Here is a 17,522-nt window from a genome sequence, read left to right on the forward strand (position 1 = left end):
ACGCAGCGATCAGTGATCGGACGCTTCAAGCTGGTCATAATGGCCCTTGATCAGATGGAACATGAACAGCACGGCACCAATGAACATCGCAAGTCCGACGAAGTAGGAATAACCGTCCTGCGAACCTGACGCGTAAAACAGGCCGAAAAGACCGACCACGATGGTCAGAACACCAAAGATCAACCGATCCATACCCATGTTGGAACTCCTCTAAGCCGAATGTTTGTTATTCAAATTTATCGAAAATTGTACTGCGATCAAACCGCAAACATCGTCTTATGCCTGACCCTTTTCCCGAATTCTTTGCGGTATGTCATGAAACTCGGCGGCAATTTGCAAATAAACCGGCCTTTTGAACGGCACAATAAGGTCCGGCAGGGTCGCCAGATCGTTCCAGCGCCAGCTGTCAAATTCCGGATCCGGGACATCAATATTGATGTGTTTGTCCTTGCCGGTAAAGCGCATGGCGAACCATTTCTGTTTCTGGCCGCGATACTTGCCCTTGAACGCCTTGCCAATCAGGTGTTCGGGCAGATCATAGGTCAGCCAGTTCGGTGTTTCGGAAATGATTTCGGCCTTGTCGGTGCCGATTTCTTCCTTGAGTTCACGCATGGCGGCTTCAATCGGCGTTTCGCCGTCATCAATACCGCCTTGCGGCAGTTGCCAGGCGCCTTCAAACCCGAAACGGTTCCCCATCCAGACCAAGCCGTCTGCGTTAAACAGGGCAATACCGACGCATGGCCGATAAGGAAGATCATCTGCCGTGACTTTGTCTGCGTTCGGGGTGTCGGACTTCTTTGCCATGACTGCTCCTGACTGACAGGGCCGGGGTGCCGGCATCTGTCATTAGTTCTCGATTGTGTTGGCGGGTTCGTCGGGCTCCGCCGGATCGGCAGGTTCCGAAAGTGCTTCTTCCTGCTCGGCCTGTTCGGCCATGACCTCACGTTCGCGTTCTTCGGCTTCAATGCGGGCGGCCTCTGCCTCGTCCGCAGATTGCGGCGTGACCTGCTGGCCTGATACGGCACTGACCGGGACCAGAACAACGCCCTGACGTTTCAGGCGGAAGGCCCAGTTGCGCAGTCGCTGGATCGTCACCGGATAGGATTGCGCAATCCCGACGGCAACGCCATTGCGTTTGGCGATCTCGACCAGTTCGGCCAGCCGCCTGTCGATGTGGCGGCGGCTTGGCGTGTCATCGATGATGACATTGCTGATCGCATTCGGTGTTCCGTCGTTTGCCGCCAGTTGCGCGCCATAGCTGGCGACACCGCTTCCGGTGCCTTCGACATACATCAGGCCAGTGCGCGAAATGAATTCGATCACCGGGCGAATGGCGCTATCTAGGCTGCCGAATTTCGATCCCTGACGGCTGACCAGACCGGCATAGCCCGGGAAACGTGCCAACAACCATTCCAGCCGGACAAGGTTTTCACCCTCTGACAGGGATGTCAAAAGTGCGCGCGGTCCGGGGTCTGACAGCGGGAAGTCCGCCGGTTCCATCGGAAGTTCAAGGAAGACCTCGTGGCCCATGGCGCGTGCTTCCCGGGCAACTGTTTGCAGATCGCGGGCATAGGGCGAAATCGCCAGTGAAATGTTCAGGGGCAGATCATTGATGGCCGCGTCGGTGCGCTCTTCGTTCAGGCCAACACCAGTCAGCATCACGGCGACAACCGGGGTACCTTCGGGCAGTTCGAACGGGCGTTTGTAGGCTTCAAACGGTGTGGTGCCATCATCGCCGATGCGCGGGATGCGGCCAAAACTGCCTTCCTCGTCAAGACCGGGCAATGGGGCCGGGCGCAAGGGATCGGGTTCAATCGGTTCGTCAAACGATCCTTCTTCCTCGATCAGGGCGGCGAGTTCTTCTGGTGTCGGGGCACCATCACCGGTGCCATCGGTTGCCCCCGGTGTTCCGATCAGGTCGGAAACGCCATCAAGGTTGCCGGCAATGTCTTCGGCCGACTGGCCTTGGCCATTTGCACCATTTGCAGCCTCCATCGCGGCGCGATCGCGATCCTGAATGTCCTTAACACCGCGCGCGATTTCTTCTTGCAGTTCGCGTTCGGTGCCCGGAACCGTGATCGTGGCTTCCGGCCCGCCAGCATGAAACAGCCGCCAGCCGGTTTCCGGATCAAGCACCGGGATCATCGCGACCGCTGTTGCGCAAAACGGCGACAGGAACAGGGTAATGATCAGCAGTTTCGAAAGCCAGCTGCGCCGGGATTTCGGCCGCTTTGGCATTCGTTTGAACTGCACCTCGATCGGCAGTTCATTGAAGGGAAGGTCATCGAGATTGATGTTGTCTTCATCGTCGTCGGCGTCAGTCATCCCGTCGCCAAGGTCGTCGGCCAAATCACTGGCCATGTCCTCGTCGATGTCACCGTTCTTTTTCTTTCGGAACGGCAAGGAATTTAGGATTTTCCTGAACACGCGCAACTAGTCTCTCACGATGCCGGGTCCAACCTTACCCATTCGGACGCGGGCCAAACAGCGAAATACCCCGGATCATGTCAAGCGCACGCGACAGCTGATAATCATCAATCGCCAGCTGTTCGGCCTCGTCACGGCGGGAATTTGCATCCTGTTCCGCATCTGTGATGCCTTCGTCCTCGTTGCGAAGGGCGCCACTAAGCGATGCTTCGGAGCGACGGGTATCCGCCTCAATGCTTTCGACACGTGCCTGCGGAACGATGATGTCCGGCACAATGCCGACTTCCTGAATGGATTTGCCTGATGGCGTGTAATACCGCGCCGTGGTCAGACGAAGTGCCACGTTTCCGGGCATCGGAAGGATGGTCTGGACCGATCCCTTGCCAAAGCTGCGTGTACCCATAATGACCGCACGGCGGTGATCCTGAAGCGCACCAGCAACAATTTCGGATGCCGAGGCAGAGCCATCATTGATCAGCACAACAATCGGCAAGCCTTCGCTGAGGTCACCGCTGCGTGCATTGTACCGTTCGGTGTTTTCGGTATCACGTGGACGGGTCGATACGATTTCACCCTTATCAAGGAAGGCATCGGAAACCGAGATCGCCTGATCAAGCAAACCGCCCGGATTGTTGCGCAGGTCAATCACCAGACCCTTGATTTCAGGGCCGATTTCTTCGCGCATGTCGGCAATGGCGCGCTGCAGGCCGCTGGCGGTCTGTTCGTTGAATTTGGTAATACGGATATAGCCGATATCGTCTTTCGGTTCGGCGCGGACCGACTGGATCTTGATCACCGCACGGGTCAGGGTCACGTCAAATGGTGCTTGTTCGCCCTTGCGGATGATGGTCAGGACGATGTCGGTATTGACCTTGCCGCGCATCATCTCGACCGCGTCATTCAGCGTCATGCCGCGAATGGCGGTGCCATCGATATGCGTAATGAAGTCGCCCGGCTGAAGGCCAGCCTTTTCGGCCGGCGTGTCATAGATCGGTGCGATAACTTTGACAAAGCCGTCTTCCATGGTGACTTCGATGCCAAGACCACCGAATTCGCCGCGGGTATCGACCTGCATTTCCTCGAAATTATCCATATTCAGATATGAGGAATGCGGATCAAGCGATGTCAGCATGCCGTTGATGGCCGCTTCGATCAGTCGTTTGTCATCGACGTCTTCGACATATTTGCTTTTGACCTGTTCGAACACATCGCCAAACAGGTTGAGCAGCCGATAGGTCTCAGCCGAGGAGGTTGAAGATTGCGCCAAAACTGGCGACGCAAGGCCGATAGTCATGCCGGTCGCGAGTGCGAGTACTGCCAATCGTGAGGTTTTCATCCACTTACCTTGCCGTTTTTCGAGGCCAGCCATGGAAGCGGATTGATTGCTTCCCCGTTCTGGCGCATCTCCAGATATAGTTTTGGCGAAGTTTCACCCATAATACCAACAGGTTCGCCCGCCAATAGATATTGTCCTACCACACTGTCCAGCCGATCAAAACCGGCGATAAGGCTATGGTATCCTTCGCCGTGTTCGATAATCAAGAGCCGGCCATACCCGCGGAAGGGGCCGGCAAAGACAACTTTGCCGTCAAAAGGCGAGACAACCTGCGCATTTGCGCGTGTGCTGATCTCAATTCCCTTGGATCTGTTTACGGTCAAACCATCCGGGCCGCGTGATTTTTCACCAAAAAGTGTAACCACTTTACCACTGGCGGGCATGCGGAGGTTGCCCTGTGCCAGTGTGATCGAGCTGCCAACAGCGAATTCTTCGTCGCTTGTGTCGTTACCACCGGTCTTGCCCGCATCAGATTTGCTTTCGGGCGGCGCTGGCGGTGTGTTTTTGGCAATTGTTGTCGCACCAAGCGTGTCTGCATCCGGTTCAGTACGTGTCGCAACACGAACTTCCGGGCGGGCGCGCGGGCGTGGCAGCCCTTCAGCACGATTTTCCAGATTGCGCAAAAGCTCGCCCAACGATTTGGCTTCATCGGCAAGCACACTTACGGCCTTGGCGGCCTCTTCAGCTTCGGCCTCTGTCTGGGCGCGCAGGCGGCGCTTTTCATCCAGAAGGGCGGCAAGGGATGCGCGTTCTTGTTGCAATTCCTGGGTGGCAGCGGCCAATTCGCTACGACGATTGCGAATATCTTCGCGCAGCGTGGCAATCTCGCCCAGTTCCTTGCGCAGATCGCGGGCGTGCTGTTCGACACCGGGCAGGGCGGCCTTAAGCAATACCGCCGAACGCAACGTATCCTGCGGTGATGTCGGCAGGGCAATAACTGCTTCGGGCGGGGTGGTCGACAGGCGTTGCAGGGCCATCAGGATGCGGGCATATTGCCCGGCTTTGTCTTCGAGGCTGGTGGCCGCGACCTTTTCACGTGATTCAAGCGTTTCGAGCTGATCTTCCAGTTCGGTCAGCGTGGTTTCAAGGCGCTGGGTTCGTCTGGCGACAGATATCGCCTCGGACTGAAGGGCTTGTTCCTCGGTCCAGAGTTCCCGTGATTTGCGTGACAGGAACTCTTCCTGTTTTTGTTGTTCGGAAAGCTGGTTTTCAAGTTGATCAAGTTGCTGATCAACCTTTTGCAGCGATTGGGCAAAAGAAGGCGCAGCCCCGCCTGCAGCAAAAACCGCAAAAGCGATCAGCGCAGGCAGGGCGATCTCATAAGCTAACTTAGCTCGCAAGAAGCGCGTCATTCTGTTTCAGGCCCTTAAGCAAGGGTTTACCGGTCATTTCTGCCGGTTGCGGCACGCCAAGCAATTGCAGCAAGGTCGGTGCGACATCGGCCAAACGACCATCTTCCAATGTTACCCCTTCCGGACCGTTAACAAGGATGGTCGGAACGAGATTAAGTGTATGTGCCGTGTGCGGTTCACCGGTTTCCGGATCGACCATCACTTCGCAGTTGCCGTGATCGGCGGTGACAAAGGCAACGCCACCGACCGACTTGATTGCGTCAATCACCTTGCCAAGGCAGGTATCAACAGCCTCGGCGGCCTTCATAGCGGCTTCAAGGATGCCGCTATGGCCGACCATGTCCGGGTTGGCAAAGTTCAGGATGATGGTGTCGTATTTTTCCGACTTGATGGCGGCGACCAGTTTTTCGGTCACTTCCGGTGCCGACATTTCCGGCTGCAGGTCATAGGTCGCGACTTTGGGGGACGCGACCAGAATGCGGTCCTCGCCCTCGAATACCTGTTCTTCGCCGCCGTTAAAGAAGAATGAAACGTGCGGGTATTTTTCGGTCTCGGCGATGCGAAGCTGCTTCATGCCGGCCTTGGAAACCACTTCACCAAAGATGTTTGGCAGGGTCTGTGGCGGATAGATCGCATCCATATATTTCGCATGTTCGGACGAATATTCGACCATCCCGGCCTGAACGGCGAACTTGACCGGCGTGCCGCGACCAAAGCCGTCAAACTCCGGTGCGCAAAGGGCGGCAAGGATTTCACGTGCGCGGTCCGCCCGGAAATTGGTCATCAGAAGGCCGTCGCCATCCTTCATGCCGTCATAATCGCCAATCACGGTCGGCAGAACGAATTCATCGGTGGTGCCGGCTTCATAGGCGTTGGCAATCGCGGCCTCCGCACTGTCAGCACTGCGGCCATCGGCGTAATTTTTGCCCTGAACCATGGTGAAATAGGCCTGGCTTACACGTTCCCAACGGTTGTCGCGGTCCATGGCGTAATAGCGGCCGGTGATGGTGGCGATTTCAACATTGGCATCACCAATCAGGGCGCGGAATTTCTCAAGGAACTTGGCGGCACTTTTCGGTGCGGTATCACGGCCATCAAGATAGGCGTGAATTTTTACCGGCACACCGGCACCCGCAATGATCTTGGCCAGGGCCGCCATGTGGGCCTGATGGGAATGCACCCCACCTTCGGACAGAAGACCCGCGATATGGCAAACGCCCTTGGAATCGGAAAGTTTGGCGATGATCTTTTTGACGGTGTCGGTATCGGCGATGGTGCCGGTTTTGACGGCATCGTCAATTTTGGGCAGTTCCTGCATGACCACACGGCCAGCACCGAGGTTCATGTGACCGACTTCCGAGTTGCCCATCTGACCTTCGGGCAGGCCAACATCCAGACCGCAGGCCTTGAGGAACCCGGTCGGATTGTTGGCATAAAGGTCATCCCAGACAGGCGTGTTGGCAAGGGCGACAGCGTTGTCCTTGCTTTCTTCGCGATAACCCCAGCCGTCCAGAATGCACAGTACCACAGGGCGCGGGCGCTTTACGGAATTCGATACAGTCACGTTCATAAACCCCACAGATAAAGGAAAAGGCTGAATGTCCCGTAAATATGGTGACTTACGGGCTCTTTCGCCATCAATCCCGCCATGCGGACAGGGTGGGTCAGTCTTCGCGCACGACAGGTACATCAATTACCCGGGCAATTTAGCACGATTACCGTTGCTTAACAGCATCTGCCGCAGAAAATTTTGCAGATGCAAACCAGTTCTTTTGACAGTGTCTAAAGACGCAGATAGTGTTCAATCTGACGGTGAACCTCTGAGGTGGCAGAAATGTTATCTCGCACCGTGACGGGAGAGTTCGGATATCACGCGATTTGCATGATGTGCGGCGCCGAAGGAGCAATGCCTCATAAACACTCTCAGGCAGATGGACCGTCACGGAAGAGGCTCTGGAGAGAGAAACCAAAAAGCGCCTGGGAGAAAGCGCTAGTCAGGTTTCCACCGAAGGATGAACGCCTCAAGCCGATCTTGATCGGGCAGGGCGGATAATCTCAGGTCAAGGGACAGAGGGGGCAAAAACACCGGTTCGTAAACAGCGCGAAAACAAGCGCGTTATTGAGCCGTGAAGGAGGCCCTTGATGACAAATCCCGCGACCGATCCCACTTCGGGATCGCAAAAGAAATCCCAACATGACGTCAACCTGTCGGTTGTTGACCTTTACACGATTGGTATCGGTCCTTCGAGTTCGCATACGGTTGGCCCGATGCGTGCGGGATATCGTTTCTGCCTTGAACTTGAGGCGCGCAACCTTTTGCAAAAGACCGGCAGTGTCGTGGTTGATCTTTATGGATCGCTTGCCCTGACCGGCAAGGGTCACGCAACCGATACCGCGGTGATCATGGGCCTGAATGGAAAGCGCCCGCGCAATATCGATCCTGATGATATTGTGCCGACTGTGAAGGCGATTGATGAAACCAGCCAGTTGCAGCTTTATGGGCAGTATCCGGTTGCGTTTAACCGCGATACCAATCTGGTGTTTCATTTCACCGAAACCCTGCCGCAGCATCCCAATGGCATGCGCATTACCGCCTTTGACCACGATGGCGTGAAAATCCATACCCAGGAATATTTCTCGGTCGGGGGTGGCTTTATCGTATCCAGTGACGATCACGGTGCGGAATATTCCGGCGATAACATCACCTTGCCATTTCCGTTCTCGTCCGCCGATGAACTGATGGAAATCTGCAAGCGCGAAGGGCGCTCCATAGCGGAAATCATGATGGAGAACGAGCAAAGCTGGCGCAGCTCTGACGAAACCATCGCCTTTGTTGATCGCGTTCATGACGCGATGATGAGCTGCATTGACCGTGGCATCCGCACTGACGGTATCTTGCCCGGTGGCCTGAATGTCAAACGCCGGGCATCGAACCTTTACAAGGAACTGACCGAAAAGCCCGAAGCAGGCCTGCGAGATCCGTTAACGGTGATTGACTGGGTCAATCTTTATGCCCTTGCCGTGAACGAAGAAAATGCCGCAGGCGGGCGGGTAGTGACCGCACCAACCAACGGGGCGGCCGGCGTTATTCCCGCCGTTCTGCGGTATTACGAAAAGTTTGGTGCCAACGCCAATCAGCACAAAATTCGTGAATTCCTTTTAACTGCGGCGGCCATCGGGTCGATCTATAAAAAGCGCGCCTCAATCTCCGCGGCCGAAGTTGGCTGTCAGGGTGAGGTCGGGGTTGCCTGTTCAATGGCGGCTGGCGCGCTGTGTGCCGTGCTGGGCGGAACGCCCGAACAGGTCGAAAACGCCGCCGAGATCGGGATGGAACATAACCTTGGCCTGACCTGCGATCCGATTGGCGGTCTGGTGCAGGTGCCCTGTATCGAACGCAACACCATGGGCGCGGTCAAGGCGATCAATGCTGCGCGCCTGGCATTGCGCGGTGACGGACAGCATACCGTGTCGCTTGATAAGGTGATCGAGACCATGCGCCAGACGGGACTCGACATGCAAAGCAAGTACAAGGAAACCAGCCAGGGCGGTCTTGCGGTCAATGTCAACGTGGTCGAGTGCTAGCCCCAACTCTTAAGAATAGGGCGGAAAACCGGGCTTTTTGACATCTGCAATGTAAATTATACGGTTTTCTGTTTTTGTTTCCTGCGACTTGCGGTTGGTGTTTTGCTATGATTTGCCGACTAAAAATAGGGGCAAAGACCCCAATATCGGTTGGACATAGACATGAGCAAAAAACTGTTCCGCATTTACATCGCGGTCAGTCTGGATGGCTTCATTGCGCGTGCTAATGGTGCGGTGGACTGGTTGGGGGAATATGACCCGGCCGAGTTCGGCTTTGACGACTTTCTGGACTCCGTCGGTACGCTGATCATCGGGCGAAACACCTTTGATCAGGTGATGGAATTTGGCGACTGGCCCTATGAGGCCCGCCGCACAATCGTTTTGACTTCACGCGAACTACCCAAAGATCGGCCTGCCAATACCGAGGCCTATGGCGGGAGTATCATCGAACTGGTCGATCAATTGCGCGACCGGCGGTCGGCAGATGGTGATATCTGGGTCGTCGGCGGGGGCAGTGTGGTCACACAGTTCCTGTTTGGCGGTTTCGCCGATCAGCTTGATATCTTTACGATCCCGGAAGTGCTGGGGTCCGGCATTTCATTGTTCGGGCGTGACGCTGGCGGGCTTAAGCCCCGTCTACTGGCGTCCGAGCGTTACAATTCCGGCGTCGTGCGCAGCCAGTACGGTTTGGCCTAAGCTCGAGAACACACAAAGCCTGCATCTGGTGAGCCGGATGCGGGCTTTGTCGTTCTATGCCATTTTGCGCAGGATGAAGCCTTAGATCTCCTCAAGTGCCTCAAGCGATTCTGGCAGGATCTGACCGCCATCGACCACGATCTGCTGGCCGGTGATATATGCCGCTTCATCGGATGCAAAGAACAGGGCGGCGTTGGCGATATCCTCGACACTGCCCAGACGTTTCAGCGGGATCGAGTTTGCCATCGAGCTCAGATAATCCTCACCAAGATCGGCCAGTCCCTCTGTCATGATATTGCCGGGCATGACGGCATTGATTGTCGTGTTATAGCGCGACAATTCCATGGCGGCGGTCTTGATAAAGCCAAGCTGGCCGGCCTTTGACGCGCCATAGTGCGACCACCCCGGATAGCCGGTGATTGGCCCGGTGATCGAGGACGTGATCACCACGCGGCCCTTGCCGCTTTTTTCGAAATAGGGAATGCAGGCCTTTACGCACAAGAAGCTGCTTTTAAGGTTGGTCGACATCACCTGATCCCAGTCATCCGCCGTCATATCGACCATCTTGACCTGTGGAAAGATGCCGGCATTGGCACACAGGATGTCAATCCCGCCAAAGGTCTTGGCCGTGTAGTCCGCCAGCGCGGAAACCTGATCAAAATCCGAGACATCACACAGGAACATGTCGGCGGTGCCCCCGGCGGCCTTGATTTCATCCACCGTCGCGGCCGCGTCCTTTTCGGTGCGGGCGGCGATCATGACCTTTGCGCCCTTGCTGGCAAATACCTTGGCGATGCCCTTGCCAATGCCCTTTGAGCCACCGGTGACGATGACGCTTTTGCCGGAAATCGAAGTCAGCATGGTCGATCCTTTCGTGAAGTGTTTGGGCAATGCGCCAGCTTTGCAATGTGCTGCGGATTGCCGGTTCCCTGATTGTGCGCTGCGTTATGTTTTCTTGATGATTGGTCGAAATATTCCGTGATGCAACAAAAAATGTTGCAAGTTACACATTTTGTGCCGCATTATTCACAAAATGACACTGAGATGGTCCTGAAACGGGGCGCAACGCCCGTTTCAAGGCGGTCACTAGATAGCGACAGGAGGCATCAATTGGGCGGCATTTACGATGACAACATGATTGATGTCCTGAAAGAGGGCGCCATATCGGTCCTGCCCGGTTGGGGCATGGGGCCGGATGCCGAGGTGTCGCTTCTGACCGTTTCGGAAAATGCGACCTTTTTGGCAACCGATCCAAATAGCGGGGCAAAACTGATCCTGCGCGTTCATCGGCCGGGCTATCACACCCGTGCGGAAATCGAGTCTGAACTCGCCTGGATCAATGCCCTTCGTGCCAGTGATATCGTCGATACACCCAAGCCACGCATGCGCAGTGACGGATCACTGGTTGCCGAGTTTGATCAGGGCGGGGTCAGTCGCCATGTGGTCGCGTTTGATTTTATGCGTGGCGCCGAACCCTCTGCTGATGAGGCGCTGGTTGATGGATTTTTCAAGCTGGGTGCGATCAGTGCGCGCCTGCATGGTCATGCGCGGCAATGGACGCGATCGGTTAATTTTGTGCGCAAAAGCTGGACATTCGATACCACCCTTGGCGCCAATCCGCATTGGGGGGATTGGCGGGATGCGCCGGGCCTTGATGAAGATGGTCTGGCGTTGCTTGAACGTCTGTGCAGCCATCTTGATCAGAAGTTTGCGTCTTTCGGGATGGGCAATGATCGATATGGTCTGATCCATGCCGATCTGCGTCTGGCGAACCTTCTGGTCGATGGCGACCGGCTGGGTGTGATTGATTTCGATGACTGCGGTTTTGGCTGGTTTGGTTATGACTTTGCCGCCGCCATCAGCTTTATCGAGCTTGATCCGATTGTCCCGGCGCTCAAGGAAGCCTGGGTTGAGGGATACCGGACCGTGGCCCCGTTCTCAGCCAGCGACGTGGCGATGCTTGATAGCTTTGTTATGCTGCGTCGCCTGCTTTTGACTGCCTGGATTGCCAGCCATCCGGAAACACCGACCGCGCAGGAAATGGGCACAGGCTTTGCCGCCGGGACCCTGCAAATGGCACAGGATTATCTGACTGCCGAGAGTGCGAAATGAAGCCTGTGCGCCCCATCCTTGATATGAACGCCTATGATGGCAAAACGTCTTTCGCGCAGACCAAGGAGGGCGATGACCTTTTGTCGCGCCGCACCCGGAACTTTGGTGCGGCATCGGTTCTGTTTTACCGCGATCCGATTGAAATGGTGTCGGGATCAGGCTGCTGGATGACGGCGGCGGATGGCACCAGCTATCTGGATTTCTATAACAATGTGCCCTCGGTCGGGCATTGCCACCCGCGTGTGGTGGCCGCCATGGCCGAGCAGGCCGCGAAGCTTAATATCAACAGTCGATATCTGCATCAGACGACCGAGGAATATCTGGATCGGCTCAAGGCAACATTTCCTAATTACCTTGAAAATATCGTCCTGACCTGCAGCGGCAGCGAGGCCAATGACCTTGCGCTGCGCATTGCCCAGCGTGCGACGGGTGCGCGTGGTTTTATCGTGACTGAGTCCGCCTATCACGGTAACACGGCGGCGGTAACCGACATTTCGCCATCGGCGTTGAAACGTGGCCAACTGCCCGATCACGTGATTGCCATTCCAGCCCCAAGCAAGCTTACCTACGGCGATGATATCGCTGCTGGTTTTGCAGATGAGGTCAACAAGGCCGCACTGGTTTTGCAGGATCGCGGATATGGGGTGGCGGCCCTGATCGCCGATAGCATTTTTTCCAGTGACGGTGTGTTTTCCAACTCGCGTGGTTTCCTGCGTCTGGCGGTCGCGATTGTCCATCGGGCAGGCGGTTTGTTTATTGCCGATGAAGTGCAACCGGGGTTTGGCAGAACTGGTGATGCGTTCTGGGGTTTTGCCCGACACGATGTCGAACCCGATATCGTCAGCATGGGTAAACCGATGGGCAATGGTTTTCCGATGGCTGGCATTGCGGTGCGGCCGGAATTGCTCAGCGCATTTTGCGATGACGTCGGGTATTTCAACACATTCGCGGCAAGCCCGGTGGCATCGGCGACGGGGCTGGCCGTTTTGAATGTCATCCGCGATGAAAACCTTCAGGCGAATGCTGCGCTTTGTGGCAAATCATTGCGCGAAGGGTTGCTGCATCTGGCTGATATTGATGGCCGTATCAGCGATGTGCGCGGGGCTGGGTTGTTTATCGGTGTTGATCTGTCACCCGATGGTGATCCTGCCAAGCCTAGCGGGCAACTGGTCAGTGACATCATCAATGCCATGCGCGAGAACCGGGTTCTGATCGGGGCGGCCGGGAAATACGGCCAGACATTGAAAATCCGCCCGCCACTTTGCTTGAAATCTTCCGAGGTCGATTTCTTTATCGAGGCGCTGGCGAAGTCGCTGCGCGCCTGTCGCTAAGCGTCCGGACTGCGATTTAGGGATCAGTTACGCGTCGCCGCCTTGATCATGCAGCCACCGGCACGGATGGTTTCATCAAGAACCCCCATCGGGCTTTCATCAGTCACCAGAACATCGACCGACGTCCAGTCGCAATAGCGCGCCGGGAAGGCCTGATTGAACTTGGTGTGATCGGCAACGATCATGCTCCGCGTGGCACGTTCCATCATGACGCAATAGACATCAGCCGCCTCGATCAGGGCGTCGCTTGCCCCGTCACCATCAAGGCCACTGGCCCCCAGAATGGCCCATTCCACCCGATAGTTTTCTAAAAACCGCACGGTCTGCGCGCCGTGCATAGCACCTTCCTGTGCGTGATAAAGGCCGGGCGCCATGATCACCCGGATCGTCGGGTTGATCGCAAGTACGGTGGCAACGCCAAACGAATGGGTGATGACGGTGAGGTCCGTCATCGTCACCGCCAGTCGTTTGGCGACATGAACCGTCGTGGCCCCGGATCCGATCATGATATGGCGCGCACCGGCCAGAACCGGCACGGATTGTTTGGCGATGCTTTCGCGTTCGGCAATGTGAAGCTGATGGCGTTCGTTCAGCCCGGGCTCGCTGGCCTGACGGCGGACAGCACCGCCATAGGTACGGTTGATCAGCCCTTGCGACGTCAATTCGTCAAAGTCGCGTCGAATGGTTTCATTCGAGACATTCAAACGTTCGGCCAGATCCGCGATCCGCAATGACGGTTCGAGGTCCAGTTCGCCAAGAATGCGTTGTTGTCGAAGGGATTTCTTGTTTGCTGCCATGACGCGATGATAGTGCCCGGATCATCATCGCGCCAGCCGTTTTAAGCAATCCGTCAATCGGAATTCAGCCCGTATTTACGGCAATGGGCGTGGTAGCTGCTGGCAAGTTCATCTGCGCCAATCAGATTGCCGGCTTCGTCCTTGTAGGTCAGGTGATGCTCAATCGGCTGACCCTGCCAGAGCTTTTCAATCTCGGCCCGTTTCGGCGTCTTGCGGAAATCGGCAATGAAGCCGTTGATGGCGCAAAGCAGGGGATAGGACGCCGGATCGGCTGCGACCGCCGCGACATAGAAGAACGGGTGCGGCAGGATCGGTTTGGGCAGGACTTCCAGACGGCCATGCCAAGGGCTTTGCGGGTTTTTCGATGCCCAGTAAAATACCGGATGGTCGCCGGCAAAGGCATCAATCGCCCCGTCGGCAACCGCATCATGCACGCGTGAAATATCGCCATAGGCGATCATATTCGAAAGCTTAGCTATGCCGCCGGGTTTGTTTTCATTATCCGCCCAGCGAAGACCGACATCTTCAAGCACGGCAAGGGCGGCGGGGTCATTAACCGTGCCCAGTACCTTGCCCTCAAGATCGGCAATGGTGTTGATGGATGTGTTGTCAGGACGGCGGATCAGCGAAAAGTTCAGATAGGTGTAGGTATCTGAAAACGCGACACCCTTATAAAAATCGCTGGGTGGCAAGGCGCACCAGACAACATCGGCGGGCGGTTGTCCGGCCTTTTTGCCGACAAACAGAAGTTCGGTCAAAAGATCCCACGGATGTTCAATGAACTCGCACTCAACGCCGATGGATTTGGCAAAGGCCTCGGCATAGTCGATATCAATACCATGCAGCGGGCCACCTTTTTGCGGGCGGAACGATGCCCCGACCAGTGCCGGGTCAATGGCGATGCGGATTTTACCGCGCGCCTTGATATCGGCAAGGCGGTCATAGGCCGGGTCTTCGGGAATGTAACTGGCGGACAGAAACTGCGAAAGTTTGGTCGATACGTTTGCTGTATCGGTGGTGCAGCTTGAGAGTTTGGCGATTTCGCCTGATGCCCAGCTTACTTTGCTGCGTGTGCGGGCTGATGAGTCTTTGCTGGCATCGAGCAGTTCAAACACGACCTGGTTGTGGCCGCTGATATGTTCAAGGCGTCCCGACATCTGGGCAAAGCGATCCTTAAGCCCGCCCAGCGCCTCTTCGATTTCACCACCCAGGCTATCAAGGTCATTGCCGATATTGCCCATGCTTTCGCGCAAGGATTTGGTGACATCGGACAGATCAATCAGATCGACCGCTTCGTTGGTGCGCTGCATGGTGCTTTGCGCAAGATTGCCAACCTCCTTGGCAACAACTGCAAAGCCGCGCCCATGTTCACCGGCGCGGGCGGCCTCGATCGTGGCGTTAAGGGCAAGCAACTTGATCCCCTTGCCGATATCTTCAATCGCACTCAGAACCTTTGCCGCACCTTCGGCCTTGGTTTCCAAGTCCTGACTGATCTTTTCAAGATCGCCACGAATGGCATCGGTTTTCGACGATACCGTTGCACGCGTGCTTTCCTGCACGTCGTTGGCGGTATGGGTGCTTTCTTCGATTTCGCGGCGCGTTTGTTCAAGACCAGTGCGCAAATTGTTGGATCGCACATCGATCTCGCGCATCAGGCTGTCTTGGGTTTCGCCCGCCGTATTGGCGAATTTCAGAAGATTTTCAATGTAATCAAGGGCCGTAGAAATACCGCGCATCAGCCCGTCAAGTTGGTCGGCTTGTGGTGGTGGGGTATCCGCCTGCATGGGCTGAGTGTCTGATGATTGTTGCGGCTCGTCCTGATCGACCAGGTCCGCACGCGGCGCCAAGATGGTTTCTTCCATTTTTCAAAGCCTCACCACTGCCACTGAATTTTGTGAATTTTTATTTCTTATAAGGAAACTCTATCGTCGGGTGGAAAATGTTGCAAGGCAGCATATTATGAAAGTTGATAACAGGTGTTGTGATGCCTTGAAGTTGCAATGCTTTTCAAATCTCGTAGGGCGCCGTGCACCGGCACACCAGAATTTTGTGTTGCGTTGCAATGGCTAGTACTCGGCAATACCGAACTTGCGGCAATGAGCGTGATACAGGGTTGCCAATTCATCGGCTCCGATCAGATTTCCGGCCTCGTCCTTGTAGGTCAGGTGATGTTCAAGCGCCTGGCCCTGCCAAAGTTTTTCGATGTCGGCGCGCGCAGACGTGCCACGGAATTCGGCAATGAATGCGTTGATCGCGCACAGCAACTTCCAGGATGCCGGTTCGGCGGCCACGGCGGCAGTATAGTAATAAGGCAGCGGCAGGATATTACCCGGCAGGACTTCAATACGGCCATGCCATGGGCTTTCCGGGTTATTTGCCGCCCAGTGGAAGATCGGCTGATCAACCGCAAAGGCATCAACGGCCCCGTCGGCCAAGGCATCGTGCAGGCGTGTCTGGTCGCTATAGGCAATCAGGTTGGAAAGCTTCGCGATGCCGCCCGGCTTGCTTTCATTATCTGCCCAGCGCAGCCCCTGTTCTTCAAGAACCTGAAACGCCACCGGATCATTGATGATACCCAACACCTTGCCATCAAGGTCCGAAAGGCGATTGATCGCGGTATTTCCGGCCCGCCGACAAAGCGCGAAGTTGAGGTACGTGTAGGTATCTGAATAAGCGACACCCTTGTAAAAGTCGCTGGGGGGCAGGGCACTCCAGACCACATCGGCGGTCGGTGCGCCGGGCTTTGCGCCAACAAAAAGAAGCTCTGTCAGAAGATCCCAGGGATGTTCAACAAATTCACATTCAACGCCCAGCCATTTGGCAAGTGCCCTTGCGTAATCGGCATCTAGGCCACGCAGCGGATCATTTGGCTTCAGGCGGAATGACAGCCCGACAAAGGCCGGTTCAATGGCGATGCGGATTTTGCCGCGCGCCTTGATATCGGCCAGTCGGTCATAGGTTGGATCATCATGCAGGTGATGGGACTTCAAAAACTGTGCAAGGTTGTCATGCGCCAACGTCGCATCCGAAAGGCTTGTGCTCAGCGCCTTGGTGTCATTATGCGCCCAGGAGACCTTGCTGCGTGTGCGGGCCGATGCATCCTTGCTGCCAGCCAGCAATTCAAACACCACCTGATTGTGCTCGGAGATGTCAGATAGCCGTTCTGACATGTTGGCAAAGCGTTCCTGAAGGGTGGCAAGCGACCCTTCGATTTCATTGCCAAGGCTATCAAGGTCATTGCCGATACTGGCCATGCTTTCGCGCAGCGCCTTTGTGACATCCGACAGATCAATCAGATCAACCGCCTCGTGGGTGCGTTGCATGGTGCTTTGCGCAAGGTTGCCGACTTCCTTGGCAACAACGGCAAATCCACGGCCATGATCACCGGCACGCGCCGCCTCAATCGCGGCGTTAAGGGCCAAAAGCTTGATGCCCTTGCCGATATCCTCAATCGCGCTCAGTACCTTGTTCGCACCTTCGGCCTTGGTTTCCAGTTCGGCGCTGATGCGTTCAAGGTCGGTTCGGATGGCGTCGGTTTTTGCCGCCACCGTGGCGCGGGTGGCTTCCTGAACGTCATGGGCAACAGAGGTGCTGTTTTCGATCTCGCGCCCGGTGTCATCCAGACCGGCACGCAGATTGTTTGATCGCACGTCAATTTCGCGCATCAGGCTGTCCTGGGTTTCGCCCGCCGTATTGGCAAATTCCAGAAGATGCTGAATGTAATCCAGTGAGGTGGAGATGCCGCGCATCAGGTCTTCGATGCCAGCATTGGTTTGGGCGACCTTGCGCGCAGTTTCGCCGTCCTGCGCAGCCAAAACAGTTTGTTCCATATTCAACGCCTTACCATTACCCAAGAGTCATTCTTTGATTTTGGGAATATTTTTTTCTT

General features: G+C 55.9%; 14 protein-coding genes and 1 riboswitch. Of the genes, 4 read left to right on the forward strand and 10 right to left on the reverse strand.

Features of this window, described 5'->3' with window-relative positions:
- Positions 1 to 9 precede the first annotated feature (9 nt).
- The 6 genes from TH2_RS07625 to gpmI all read right to left on the reverse strand — a co-directional run bounded on the left by TH2_RS07625 (position 10) and on the right by gpmI (position 6,685).
- Positions 10 to 198: a hypothetical protein gene (locus TH2_RS07625; protein ID WP_008889835.1), complete on the reverse strand. Its 189-nt coding sequence runs from the start codon at positions 196 to 198 to the stop codon at positions 10 to 12.
- Between the two features lie 78 nt (positions 199 to 276).
- Positions 277 to 804, reverse strand: a complete 528-nt coding sequence (locus TH2_RS07630; protein WP_008889836.1) for an RNA pyrophosphohydrolase — start codon at positions 802 to 804, stop codon at positions 277 to 279.
- Positions 805 to 846: 42 nt separating this feature from the next.
- Positions 847 to 2,403: a divergent polysaccharide deacetylase family protein gene (locus tag TH2_RS07635; RefSeq protein ID WP_008889837.1), complete on the reverse strand. Its 1,557-nt coding sequence runs from the start codon at positions 2,401 to 2,403 to the stop codon at positions 847 to 849.
- A 58-nt stretch (positions 2,404 to 2,461) separates the two neighbouring features.
- Positions 2,462 to 3,763 (reverse strand): S41 family peptidase, encoded by a 1,302-nt coding sequence (locus TH2_RS07640; protein ID WP_008889838.1) that lies wholly within the window; start codon positions 3,761 to 3,763, stop codon positions 2,462 to 2,464.
- On the reverse strand, positions 3,760 to 5,115 hold the full coding sequence (locus TH2_RS07645; RefSeq protein ID WP_008889839.1) for a murein hydrolase activator EnvC family protein: 1,356 nt from the start codon (positions 5,113 to 5,115) through the stop codon (positions 3,760 to 3,762). The genes TH2_RS07640 and TH2_RS07645 overlap by 4 nt, the downstream gene beginning before the upstream one ends.
- Entirely contained in the window at positions 5,093 to 6,685 is a 1,593-nt protein-coding gene (gene gpmI, locus TH2_RS07650) for a 2,3-bisphosphoglycerate-independent phosphoglycerate mutase (RefSeq protein WP_040823068.1), read from the reverse strand. The genes TH2_RS07645 and gpmI overlap by 23 nt, the downstream gene beginning before the upstream one ends.
- 273 nt (positions 6,686 to 6,958) lie before the next feature.
- Positions 6,959 to 7,064, forward strand: a riboswitch (glycine riboswitch).
- Between the two features lie 193 nt (positions 7,065 to 7,257).
- Here gpmI and TH2_RS07660 point away from each other — a divergent pair.
- Together TH2_RS07660 and TH2_RS07665 are read left to right on the forward strand one after the other, a co-directional pair.
- A complete protein-coding gene (locus tag TH2_RS07660; RefSeq protein WP_008889842.1) occupies positions 7,258 to 8,697 on the forward strand; it encodes an L-serine ammonia-lyase in 1,440 nt (479 codons plus the stop codon).
- A 162-nt stretch (positions 8,698 to 8,859) separates the two neighbouring features.
- Positions 8,860 to 9,393, forward strand: coding sequence for a dihydrofolate reductase family protein (locus tag TH2_RS07665; protein ID WP_008889843.1), 534 nt, complete (start codon positions 8,860 to 8,862; stop codon positions 9,391 to 9,393).
- An 81-nt stretch (positions 9,394 to 9,474) separates the two neighbouring features.
- Here TH2_RS07665 and fabG read toward each other — a convergent pair whose 3' ends face one another.
- A complete protein-coding gene (gene fabG / locus TH2_RS07670) occupies positions 9,475 to 10,254 on the reverse strand; it encodes a 3-oxoacyl-ACP reductase FabG (RefSeq protein ID WP_008889844.1) in 780 nt (259 codons plus the stop codon).
- Between the two features lie 249 nt (positions 10,255 to 10,503).
- Here fabG and TH2_RS07675 point away from each other — a divergent pair, with 249 nt between their 5' ends.
- Both TH2_RS07675 and TH2_RS07680 read left to right on the forward strand, forming a co-directional pair.
- Positions 10,504 to 11,505 carry a phosphotransferase enzyme family protein gene (locus tag TH2_RS07675; protein ID WP_008889845.1) on the forward strand — a complete coding sequence of 334 codons (1,002 nt, stop codon included), beginning with the start codon at positions 10,504 to 10,506 and terminating at the stop codon, positions 11,503 to 11,505.
- On the forward strand, positions 11,502 to 12,836 hold the full coding sequence (locus tag TH2_RS07680) for an aspartate aminotransferase family protein (protein WP_008889846.1): 1,335 nt from the start codon (positions 11,502 to 11,504) through the stop codon (positions 12,834 to 12,836). Before TH2_RS07675 ends, TH2_RS07680 begins: the two co-directional genes overlap by 4 nt.
- A gap of 23 nt (positions 12,837 to 12,859) precedes the next feature.
- Here the strand turns inward: TH2_RS07680 and TH2_RS07685 are convergent, their stop codons facing one another.
- From TH2_RS07685 to TH2_RS07695, 3 genes are all read right to left on the reverse strand, one after another.
- Positions 12,860 to 13,633: a DeoR/GlpR family DNA-binding transcription regulator gene (locus tag TH2_RS07685; protein ID WP_008889847.1), complete on the reverse strand. Its 774-nt coding sequence runs from the start codon at positions 13,631 to 13,633 to the stop codon at positions 12,860 to 12,862.
- 53 nt (positions 13,634 to 13,686) lie between these two features.
- Positions 13,687 to 15,495, reverse strand: a complete 1,809-nt coding sequence (locus TH2_RS07690) for a methyl-accepting chemotaxis protein (RefSeq protein ID WP_008889848.1) — start codon at positions 15,493 to 15,495, stop codon at positions 13,687 to 13,689.
- Positions 15,496 to 15,699: 204 nt separating this feature from the next.
- The gene (locus TH2_RS07695; RefSeq protein WP_008889849.1) at positions 15,700 to 17,463 is read right to left on the reverse strand and encodes a methyl-accepting chemotaxis protein; all 1,764 of its coding nucleotides are present in this window, start codon (positions 17,461 to 17,463) and stop codon (positions 15,700 to 15,702) included.
- Positions 17,464 to 17,522 lie beyond the last annotated feature (59 nt).

The organism is Thalassospira profundimaris WP0211, assembly GCF_000300275.1.
Taxonomy (GTDB): Bacteria; Pseudomonadota; Alphaproteobacteria; order Rhodospirillales; family Thalassospiraceae; genus Thalassospira; species Thalassospira profundimaris.